General features: G+C 44.9%; 10 protein-coding genes. 4 read left to right on the plus strand and 6 right to left on the minus strand.

Annotation, left to right across the window (positions count from 1 at the left end):
• Positions 1-104 precede the first annotated feature (104 nt).
• Complete coding sequence (locus tag ACHUFW_RS10005; RefSeq protein WP_394202679.1) at positions 105-1,340, plus strand: winged helix-turn-helix domain-containing protein; 1,236 nt, start codon at positions 105-107, stop codon at positions 1,338-1,340.
• A 52-nt stretch (positions 1,341-1,392) separates the two neighbouring features.
• Positions 1,393-2,235, plus strand: coding sequence for a 23S rRNA (adenine(2030)-N(6))-methyltransferase RlmJ (locus tag ACHUFW_RS10010; RefSeq protein ID WP_394202681.1), 843 nt, complete (start codon positions 1,393-1,395; stop codon positions 2,233-2,235).
• A 43-nt stretch (positions 2,236-2,278) separates the two neighbouring features.
• Here the strand turns inward: ACHUFW_RS10010 and ACHUFW_RS10015 are convergent, their stop codons facing one another.
• Positions 2,279-2,653, minus strand: coding sequence for a nuclear transport factor 2 family protein (locus ACHUFW_RS10015; RefSeq protein WP_394202683.1), 375 nt, complete (start codon positions 2,651-2,653; stop codon positions 2,279-2,281).
• A 51-nt stretch (positions 2,654-2,704) separates the two neighbouring features.
• Positions 2,705-3,598 carry a LysR family transcriptional regulator gene (locus ACHUFW_RS10020; RefSeq protein ID WP_394202684.1) on the minus strand — a complete coding sequence of 298 codons (894 nt, stop codon included), beginning with the start codon at positions 3,596-3,598 and terminating at the stop codon, positions 2,705-2,707.
• Between the two features lie 98 nt (positions 3,599-3,696).
• Here ACHUFW_RS10020 and ACHUFW_RS10025 point away from each other — a divergent pair, with 98 nt between their 5' ends.
• A complete protein-coding gene (locus tag ACHUFW_RS10025; RefSeq protein WP_394202686.1) occupies positions 3,697-5,082 on the plus strand; it encodes an MATE family efflux transporter in 1,386 nt (461 codons plus the stop codon).
• Here ACHUFW_RS10025 and ACHUFW_RS10030 read toward each other — a convergent pair.
• Genes ACHUFW_RS10030 through ACHUFW_RS10040 form a run of 3 tightly spaced genes read right to left on the minus strand, consistent with a single transcriptional unit; the run spans position 5,079 to position 7,385 of the window.
• Positions 5,079-5,774 (minus strand): lytic transglycosylase domain-containing protein, encoded by a 696-nt coding sequence (locus tag ACHUFW_RS10030; RefSeq protein ID WP_394202687.1) that lies wholly within the window; start codon positions 5,772-5,774, stop codon positions 5,079-5,081. The two genes, ACHUFW_RS10025 and ACHUFW_RS10030, sit on opposite strands and share 4 nt — an antisense overlap.
• Positions 5,774-6,784, minus strand: coding sequence for a DUF3137 domain-containing protein (locus ACHUFW_RS10035; RefSeq protein ID WP_394202688.1), 1,011 nt, complete (start codon positions 6,782-6,784; stop codon positions 5,774-5,776). The genes ACHUFW_RS10030 and ACHUFW_RS10035 overlap by 1 nt, the downstream gene beginning before the upstream one ends.
• Before the next feature lie 31 nt (positions 6,785-6,815).
• Positions 6,816-7,385 (minus strand): LemA family protein, encoded by a 570-nt coding sequence (locus ACHUFW_RS10040; protein ID WP_394202689.1) that lies wholly within the window; start codon positions 7,383-7,385, stop codon positions 6,816-6,818.
• Positions 7,386-8,871: 1,486 nt separating this feature from the next.
• Here ACHUFW_RS10040 and ACHUFW_RS10045 point away from each other — a divergent pair.
• On the plus strand, positions 8,872-10,485 hold the full coding sequence (locus ACHUFW_RS10045; RefSeq protein WP_394202691.1) for an AbgT family transporter: 1,614 nt from the start codon (positions 8,872-8,874) through the stop codon (positions 10,483-10,485).
• 58 nt (positions 10,486-10,543) lie between these two features.
• On the opposite strand, the gene ACHUFW_RS10050 is transcribed toward ACHUFW_RS10045, so the two are convergent.
• Positions 10,544-10,969: a hypothetical protein gene (locus tag ACHUFW_RS10050; RefSeq protein WP_394202692.1), complete on the minus strand. Its 426-nt coding sequence runs from the start codon at positions 10,967-10,969 to the stop codon at positions 10,544-10,546.
• Between the last annotated feature and the right edge of the window lie 113 nt (positions 10,970-11,082).

Consider the following 11,082-nt stretch of genomic DNA (forward strand, 5'->3'; position numbering starts at 1 on the left):
TATGAGTAAATAAAGACGCTGATCAAAAATCAATTGTTAAGATTTTTCCCTAGTCGTCACTGAGCATATACTGGTGTTGACAGCAAGTAAGATAGAGAAAACCTTTGCAACTTACCCCACACTTATCCCTCGATACTACGCAACAGCAACTTTACGATGCTGTGGCCGATACCGCTATTGAGTTAAGTTTTGCCGAAACAGCCGTTTTGGCACTGCTCATCGAGCAACATGAGCAAGTGGTGACTAAAGAGCAAATGTTAGCAACAGGCTGGCCTGGACGCATAGTCTCGGATTCGTCGATTCAACAGTGTATTAGCGTGCTGCGAAAGAAGCTTTGCAACTATCCAGATATCACCCTTAAAACCATTCCCAGACACGGATATGTGTTGCATTTACCTCGCACCAAATCGCGCCCAAAGTACAAGACGGGAACAAATGTACAATGGCTACTGTTGGTGTTGTTAATCATGGGGAGTGTGCTGTGGTATTTCACCTACTCGCATCAAAGCGACTTCCCATACCAAGAGCATAGCCTAGTAACAACTATCAGTAATACTGGTGGCGACATTAACTTGCTAACACCCAGCAATAGTGCAGGGCTAGATAACCATCAGGTCAACACCCGTCTGCACCAGCAAATTGTTGATGAGCCTCACTGGCAGCCGCCATTTGATTATTTTATGGGGTTTGCCCAGCTTAGGTCGCAAACCGATAGCATCGCCATCTGCCCCGACTACCGACAGACACAATGTCACTCAGACAAATTGATTAATATCACCGGCTTGCCCCAGCAGCCCGGTGAACTGCGACTCTCTGACTTTTTTGCCACCAAAATTCGCATGGAGCAGAAAACCTATAACAACCTCGTATTACCTGAATTAGATAACTATCAAGGCGAGCTTATCGAGCAGCTATATCATGGCGACCTGTATTTTTCTCAACACAATGCCCGTTTGGTTCGAGGGGATCTGAGAATTTCACTGGTGGATTTGACCGCCCACAGTGGCATATTCTACTTTGCCGCCTGTATCACCGATGAAGATTGCTATTCAGACCCAACCCGCTATGTATTTAAGGGGCAATTCCAGCGCACCACAGAAAAATGGCAACAACGTAAGGTTGAACGTTTTAGCGTCACCATTGAGTCCTCTGATCTCGCGTCTCCTAAGAAGCTGTCTAAAACCGCTCAAATCATCTATTTAAAGCTACGCAAACAACGGTTGACTGAAAATGAGATCACTTTTTATCGTATTTATCAGGATGACGGTTCAGCGGTTTGGCAAATCCCCGTATTGAATGACAGTCTAGTATGGATGATGCGCAAAAACCTAAAACTATGATCGGCTAATCAGATATACTGAGCCTATCGACTCCCTAAAATGACACCGCTCCATGTTAAGTTACCGTCACGGCTATCACGCTGGCAATTATGCTGATGTACTCAAGCACAGCATGTTGCTGCAAACCCTGCAGCTATTACATAAGAAAAATAAGCCGCTGGCTTATATCGACACCCACGCCGGTGCAGGCGGATATGCACTGAGCGATGCATTTGCTCAAAAAACAGGGGAGTATTTAGAAGGTGTTGCTAAGCTGTGGCAACGCAGTGACTTGCCTCCAGCATTGCAGCAGTACGTTGATGATATCAAACACTTTAATCAAGATAGTAACGATCTTGATTTGTATCCTGGCTCGCCCGCCTTTGTCGATATGAACCTGCGCGACAAAGATCGTATGGTGTTACATGAATTGCACAGCAGCGACCACCTTACCCTTGCAGAGCAATTTGCTGGAGACAGACAAATAAAGGTGCTAAAAACCGATGGGTTGAAAGGCTTGATAGCTGCAGTACCGCCCATCGAACGCCGAGGCGTGATTCTGATTGACCCAAGTTATGAGATAAAATCAGATTACCTTGAGGTTGCTAAAACGGTCATCAAAGCGCATAAGCGCTTCGCAACTGGCATTTATATGATTTGGTATCCAGTGGTCGATAGGGCACAAACCGAGGCGATGTTTGATTTACTCAAGCAAAGTGGCATCAAAAAACAACTAAGAATTGAGCAAGCGATTCGTGCTGATAGCCCAGAATATGGCATGACAGCTGCTGGCCTATGGGTGATCAACCCACCATGGCAACTGGATGAAATCGCAACAGAAACCCTAAATTATCTGCATCCTATTTTAAACAAAGGTGATGGCCATATCCGCGTTGAATGGGAAGTCGGCGAGTAGCAGAGACTATGCGAAGCAAGGTGTCACCACGCCGTGACACCTTTTATTCAAATGCTTCACACTCTGTGCCCTGATGATAGGCCATTTGCCAGTGGCCGCCATTGAGTTTCCAAATCGAACAACGATGAGAATAACGAATCATGAACTCACCGCTTTTTTGCATTTTGGCGCGATAAAGCAATTGTGCGACCCCTTCGGCCAGCATGCGCAGCTCAAAATCACTGGCGTGGAATTGCGGACAACTTTCTTGCGGTAAACGGCTCAATACCACCTGCTTGCCAAATCGCTGCCCTGATGCGCCTATTTCAATAAACTCATCATGTATTAGCTGAGACAATTCCGACACCGACGCGCGCACTTCAGCTTTGAGTAAATACAGTTCTAATTCAACGATACGTTGCTTTAATCCAGCCTCCACTTGCGAGCCCTCTTATTGCTACCGTGTTGTTAACTTAGCACGATTTTCAATCTATGCCTGTAATCGTTGCTGTTTGGCCAGCTGTTCTATTTCGTCATATAGCCAATTCATCACCGGCCCAAAAGCCTGATCTCGACGGTTTACCACCCCAATTTCAACCAATAACGGATCGGGAATATAATCGGTCGACAAGCAAATAAGATCATCAGCATACCAAGGCGATGTTGCAACATGCTCTGGCACTAACGCCCAACCCACACCATGAATGACCAATGCGGTCATATAATAATAGCTGTCGATGTACCAATGATTAGCCGATAACGCCTTTGGCTGGCTATCGCCGACGCGATCACGAATCACTAATTGTCGATATTGGTTTAACTGTTTAATCGTGGGGGCGTCCACCGAGGCTAGCGGGTGGTTTCGTGCCACCACAAGATGCTGCCTAAACTGACCAATAGACATAAACTCCAAGGTGTCAGCAAGCTGCTTTACGTGAAACAGAATACCGACATCCGCACGGCCGTCATCAACCCACTGAGCAATGTCATCTTGGCTACCATTAAAAATCGACAGTCTTAATAGCGGAAACTGGGTCGCTAAACGTGCGAAGATTTGCTCAAAGGCATTGATTGGCACCGCTTCATCAATCACCACGTTTAACGCCACTTCTTCACCACTGCTTACGGTTAAGGCCCGCGATTGCAGGCGTTGACATTGCGCTAATACCGCCTGTGCTTCGGCAAACATTTCTCGACCGTCAGCGGTCAATATCGGTGCTTTACCTGTTCGGTCAAATAAATGGATCCCTAAATCTATCTCTAAATTTGCCACTGCGGTACTTACGCGAGATTGCGCTTTACCCAGCTTACGGGCTGCGGCAGAAAAAGAGCCTTCTGTCACTGTGGTAACGAAAGCCTCCAACTGCGCAATGGACCAATTCATGCTGTGCTCCTATTATCCGAAATTCGGATAGTAACTAACTTTTTCTCTGCCCTATTGAGAGAGTAACCTATGCGCTCAAACATTGGCTAGAGTAAATCATGAGTACAGCAGCACCTTCGGCACAAGATCAATCGACAATGGATCAACACAGCGTAAGACGAGTGTTTTGGCGTTATGCCATTCCCTCAATCGCGGCAATGTTGGTTAACGGTGTCTATCAGATCGCCGACGGTATTTTCATCGGCCATTACATAGGCTCAACCGGCTTAGCCGCCATCGGTATGGCTTGGCCAATTATCTATGTTGTTGCAGGACTGGGGCTAATGGTCGGTATGGGCTCTGGCGCCCTAATTTCGATAGCTCGCGGTGCAAAAGCATCTACTGAGCAGGTTAACCAAATTCTCTGGCATGCGTTTACTATCATTATTGTGATGGGCTTACTTGGCGCACTATTTTTGCAACTGTCGGCCAGTAAACTACTGATGCTACAGGGCGCAGACGCTGCAACCTTAGCCATGGCACAAGACTACGTTAGGCCGTTTATCTGGGGCGCACCTATCACTATTTTAGCCGCCGCTATGCCAATTTTGATTCGCAATGATGAACAACCTAAGCTCGCTACGCTGTTTATGATGATCGGTGCCAGCCTCAATATTGTGCTCGATTATCTATTTATTGGTGTACTGGATCTCGGGCTATCAGGCGCCGCTATGGCGACCGTATTGGCACAAACCAGTATCTGTGTCTTGGGACTGATGTATTTCTTACGCCGACCCACCTCGGTAATGTCTGGCAGCAACGCACCATTTTCTTGGAGCTTGATTAAGAAGATCAATCTACTGGGCTCATCTAGCCTAGTCATGTACCTCTACACCAGCTTTGTTTTCGCTATTCACAACCGATTATTTATGGAGTTCGGTGGGACGATTACCGTTGGTGCATTTTCCATTGTTGGCTATCTTATGGTGCTGTATTACTTAATCGCTGAGGGTATTGGCGAAGGGGTACAACCGCCTGCAAGTTATTACCATGGCGCTGATAAGCAACATAAAATCAAACAGCTGATGGCGCTTGCTAGTAAAATAGTCCTTGGCCTAGGCCTAGCCTGGATGCTGCTACTGAACTGCATTCCAGAGTTAATGATTTCGTTGTTTAATAGCCAAGATCAAATCTTAATTGCTTCTGCAACCACAGGGATTCGTCTACACCTCAGTGCGATGCTTCTCGATGGCTTCATTGTGTTAGCAACCATGTATTTTATGGCGGTTAACCAAGGGGCGAAAGCACTGGCGATATCAATATCCAATATGCTGATCCAACTGCCTTTTTTATATTTTCTTCCACAGTATTTAGGACTAAATGGTGTTTGGTTAGCACTACCACTATCTACGGTAATACTCAGCACAGTGGTGATCCCTTTGGTTTGGCATGATGTTAATCGTAAGCCAACACCGCGGGCTCTGTTAACTCGCTGTCCAGGCTAACTTTCAGTGCGATAGCGGGCTAATAGAATCTGTACCCGTTGCACATAAGCTTGGGTTTCTGGGTAAGGTGGAATGCCTTGATAATGGCTTACTGTACTTGGGCCGGCATTATAAGCAGCGCATGCTAATGCAATATCACCGTCAAAGCGTTTGAGCATTTTAGCCAGATAGCGGCTACCACCATCAATATTCTGTTGTGGGTGAAATGCGTTTTCCACTCCCAGCTCTTTGGCGGTTTCTGGCATCAATTGCATTAAGCCCATGGCACCTGCACGTGATAAGGCGTATACATTAAACGCCGACTCGGCATGAATCACGGCTTGGATAAGCGCGGGGTCAAGATCATAGTCTTTAGCCGCGGCCAAAATCAGCTCAGTGTAATCATGGCCTTTAAGGGGCATATGTTGCCAATCAAGCGTTGAGTTAACGTCACAAGCAAAACAATCATATAACAGTACCCGATAGGTCGATTGACTAGGTGCGTGATCAGCAAACATCACCACACCATTGGCTTGGGTGTATTGGTAGACTTTGACTTGGTTGGTTTCATCAACAGGCGTAGCACTGGCACTGTTCAATATGCCATGCTCAGAATATTTCGCTTTATAGTGTGGCTTTTCCCCTCCTAGAGCCTGCAACCCCAAGCCCCAAACAAGCCACACTAATATTGATATCAGCCAAACCTTCGCCACTAAAGTCCCGTATATTCATCTAGCTTAAGTACTTCAATCATAGCAAACAGCTGGCGCATTTCGCGGTTTATCTGGCTAAACTCATACTCAAAAGTTGCCCCTTTAAAGATCGAGCCAAGCTCAAAACGGTTTTTGTTGCACGCCAACATGATAAGTAGTTTGTCTTCATAGAACGCACATTGGATCTTGCCACTAAAGCACCCCGCTAGCGCAAGCAAACGCTCCATGAAGGTTACCGTTAGCAAATAACGGGCTTCAATTTGATCTGAAGAAAACACATCAAACTGCTTCTCAAATTTAGGATCTTCAAGCTTAACCCGAGACAAACGTTTAAATGAGGAGGAGAGGAAATTAACAAAACTGCCACGGCTTCTGACTACCACCGTATGGCCTTTAAATGCCTTATGGCAATCGAGTTGCACCATCACACCATTAAATACGGTTTGCTTTTCAGTACGCTTATCTCTTTTTACATTGATGGTTAAGTGCAGCTCATTAATTGCAATACCTACGCCCTTATGGGTTCCTTGAACATAATCATCAAAGTTAGCGTCATGATAACTGGGCAGGAGTTTCGAGCGCTTCAATGTCGACAGGCTCATAGTATGGGTTTGACTATAAATAAAATCATTGCCGAAATAGCGAAAGATTTTTGGGAAAATAATCGTTTTGACATCACTTTGGTAACGACTAATGGGCCGCGCGCACCAAAAAACAAACGGTACAATAAGACCGACATAGATGAAAAACAGCCAATCACTGGGTTGACGACTGGCCAGCAGCGTAACCCCTAAAGCCAAAATAGCGTAAATGATAATACTGCTGTAGATTCGTTGCCGTAACGACTTTAGACACGCAACACGACGATTTTCAAATTGACGACAATGGGGAGCTAAATGCTGTTGATAGTATTCTTGAAGTGATGCTACCTCTTGCTCTTGCCCGCTGAGTTTTCCCGTCTGCCGCATTGGCTTGATTTTGGCTCCCAATAGGAAGCTAACTGCATTCATCAGCACTTACACCCTTGCTGGGACCAAGCAATCACTTTAAATAATCGCTGGCATCGATACTTTGTTTAGCGGCTTCATCTGCTTGATAAAACGGCATCACTTTAACACTCGCCATCGCAGCGATAATGGAACCTGGAAAAATCTCAACCGCATTGTTTAATTCGGTAATGGCTGCATTATAAAAACGTCGTGCAGCAGAAATATGTGCTTCAACCTCATTATAGGTTTGCATCGCCTGCAACATGGTCGCATCTGATTTAAGTTCGGGGTAGTTTTCAACATTCACCATAAGCTGGCTCATTTTTTGATTTAGCTGCTCAGCCGCGGCTAAATGTTCGCTGATGGCTTGAGTATCTTGCAGGTCATAACCACTGGCGACTTGAGTACGTAACGCGGTGATCTCAGTTAATAATGCCTGCTCATGATCCATGAATTTTTGTGATATTTTCAGAATATTAGGCACAAGGTTAGCGCGCTTTTTTAATTGCACGTCAATACCTGATAATGCCTCTCTTGCGGTATTACGTTTTTTAATCAAGCTGACATACCAAAGGTAAGCCACGATGGCGACCAATGCCAAAGCTAATAGTAACCCTTCCATTCTTATGTCCTTATTATTGTTTTAACGGCATACGACATTCGCTATAACCCTTAAACATCCCCTATTTTGTTCAATAATTCCAGTAATTTATAAAAAATAACCTATTGAGATAGCTGGTTACTTATTACGCCTTTTTCACTATAAGGCATTAACTTGCGCAACTTATGTTCAAGTTATCATAGTAATTTGTCAGCTAGCGAAGGAAATCCCTCTCAAGTAGGTAAAAGGTAAAATATTCTTAATCCCTATTAAGCTGTTTTAAACATAACCAATTAATTTTAAATAAAAAATTTAAAATTTACTGGCGGTATTATTTGGCCAGAGCGACAAACAATTAGGCAAAATCAAACCTATTTACCCTGCTAATTAGGATATAAACCCGCAATAACGAGATCTTGATCGCACTAATCAATAGTTCGGCCTAATTCAAGTTTGATTTCAGCTAGCGTTAAGTATGCATTGGCTATAATTGCGGCATCCTTTTTAAGGAAGCTTGTGAATATTCCCGTTTAGCCTCTTATTGATTAAGAGGCTTTTTTTTGCGCCAAATCCTCCTCTAACCCCAGCCTCCCTTACCGGAGTGGCCTTGCACGATTTTTGTTCAGCTTTGGTACAGATACCCTAGAGTAATATCCCTATTACCAAGCGAGACCACCATGATTAATCCCACCATGGCGCTAGGTAAAAGTTCAATCCAAGATATCCCTTCGGAACCCATGTGGGTTCCTTTTTTTTTGTCGCAAGACAAACACAATATACTTTTGATTTTAAAGTCAAAATAGCAATTTTCATTCAGCTTGGATACAGGGTTGTTTAGCTATGATTAACTCAACCAAGCGAGACCACCATGAAGATTCCCAACATGGCGCAAGGTGAAGTGTTCAATCCCAAATACCCTTTCGGAACCCATTGCGGTTCCATTTTTTTTGCCTGTAAAACACCGCAATGACTTTATTAATTTAATCTTAAAAAATGCGCTGTTTGATTCAGCTTAGATTCAGACTATCAGTCGTATGATGAATTCAACCCGGCGAGACACCATACGAAACCCCGACATGGCGCTAGGTCAAAATGCAATTCTTAATCTCCGTTCGGAACCCTATGTGGTTCCTTTTTTTTACCTGAATAAAACTGCCGCCGAACATTAACTTTTGTAAATGAAAACAAGGATTTTCATTCAGCTTAGGTACAGGCAATCTCACATAATATGAACTCAACCAAGCGAGACCACCATGATGACTCCCAACATGGCGCTAGGTGAAAAAGTTCAATCCCAAACATCCTTTTGGATCCCACTGTGGATCCTTTTTTTTTGTCCTTTATAATGCTCCCACTGCCTGTAATAGCAGCAAAGTTGCCTGAAATTTAAGTTTCAATTAAAGCTTCTGCGCCACTATGGCCGGTCTACTCGAAATTACCGAGTATTCTCACCTAAAAAAACGATATTAGGGTACATAAGATACCCACAAAATTTGAAGGATATGGTATGAGTGTAAACAAGTGTGACAGCGGCTCGCCGCCAAACACCAAACCTGAACAAATCGCCCAAAGCGGTGCGTTTGTACGTTTTCTTAATGTTGTAGAACGATTGGGTAACCTGTTACCACATCCCATCACCCTGTTTGCCATGTTCTGTTTAGCTGTCATCGCTATCAGTGGTATCGCAGGCTATTTTGAATTAACCGTGATAGACCCTCGTCCAGAAGGCGCTTCTGGCCGCAGCCCTGACGGTATGATCCACGTCGTTAGCCTGATGAATGCCGAAGGCTTACGAATGATCGTGTCAAACTTGGTCACCAACTTCACTGGCTTTACTCCCCTAGGTACCGTGCTTGTAGCACTTCTGGGTGTTGGTATTGCTGAGCGTTCAGGGTTATTGTCTGCAGCTATGCGCACGTTAGTAATGGGCGCTTCAAAACGACTTGTGACACTCACCATTGTATTTGCGGGTATTGTGTCAAACACCGCTTCAGAACTTGGCTACGTGGTACTGATTCCAATGGCGGCAATGATCTTCCATTCATTGGGTAGACACCCACTGGCTGGTTTAGCTGCGGCATTTGCTGGGGTTTCAGGTGGCTATAGCGCTAACTTATTGCTAGGTACGGTTGATCCTTTGCTGTCTGGTATTACAGAAGCAGCTGCGCAGATGATAGACCCTGACTATCTTGTCGGCCCAGAAGTTAACTGGTACTTCATGTTTGTTTCCACCTTCCTAATCACTATTTTAGGTGCACTGGTTACCGAAAAAATCGTAGAACCTAAGCTGGGTAAGTACGACACCTCTGAAGCCTCTATCAACCTTGATGAGCAAAAAATGGATGGTGTCACCGACGTTGAGCGACGCGGACTAAAAGCCGCTGGTCTGTCGATTTTGGTGCTAGGTGGCATACTCGCATTAACCATCATTCCAGAAGGTGCACCGTTACGTAATCCAGATACTGGCTTAGTTGCTGGCTCACCATTCCTAAAGGGCATTGTTGCGTTTATCTTTATCTGCTTCGCTATTCCAGGCCTAGTTTACGGTAAAGTGGTGGGCACGATGAAGAAAGACAAAGATGTCATTGACGCCATGTCTCACAGCATGAGCACCATGGGCATGTACATTGTATTAGTATTCTTTGCCTCTCAGTTTGTCGCATTCTTCAAATGGACCAACCTAGGCGCCATCTTAGCGGTAACTGGTGCCGATGCACTTAATGCGATTGGATTAACTGGGCCATTAGTCTTTGTGCTGTTTATTATGATGTGTGGCTTCATTAACTTGATGCTAGGTAGTGCCTCGGCACAGTGGGCGGTAACGGCCCCCATCTTTGTACCTATGTTGATGCTAGTTGGCTACGCACCTGAAACCATTCAGGCGGCCTATCGAATCGGTGATTCGGTCACTAACTTAATCACACCAATGATGAGTTATTTTGGCCTTATTCTCGCAGTGGCATCTCAATATAAGAAGAACTTAGGCATCGGTACATTGGTCGCGACAATGCTGCCATATTCTATCGTATTCTTTATTGGCTGGACTTGCTTCTTCTTCCTATGGGTATTTGTGCTCGGCTTCCCTGTCGGCCCTGGTGCAGCAACCTACTACACACCATAGTCCCGTGTAAGATAAATATCCGACAAAAGGCATCTCAACAGGTGCCTTTTTTATTGCCTCAATCGGCTCTCTTACTATATGAGCTCGTCTTTCGGTTCAAATTTCCGTTGCGGTATAAGCCCCAGCAACTGAGCAATGCCAGCATGATAAACAGTGGATCGACTAACCAACCTCCACCAAGGGAGAAGTCGCCTACTGGAATTCCTAGAGAAATCGGTGCACCTAACACCCAGAACGCATTTTGCCCTATGCCGCGAACACACAATAGTAACGACCAAAATAGGCTCATCCACAACCCTAGCCTTCGCCCGGTTGCTAACATCCCCAGCATGAATAGCGGCAACAGCATAAACGTAAATAGATAAACGAAGATTTCAAAGGTAAACGCAGCATGGGCAAGATGGGCGACAACGATTAACACCGCGATAATCGCTGTGCTAAATAGCAGCAGGCTAACGACAGAACGAACACTGATTGATCGCAATTTAGGCAGTATCCTTGTGGCTAAGCACCAATGAAAGCCTGCCAAGTATTCACTCGATACAGCTATCAAATTGTGGCCATAAAAAAGCCCAGCTTAGCTGGGCTTTTTCTTTG

The sequence above is a fragment of the Shewanella waksmanii genome (assembly GCF_043643685.1).
In the GTDB taxonomy this organism is placed as follows: domain Bacteria; phylum Pseudomonadota; class Gammaproteobacteria; order Enterobacterales; family Shewanellaceae; genus Shewanella; species Shewanella waksmanii_A.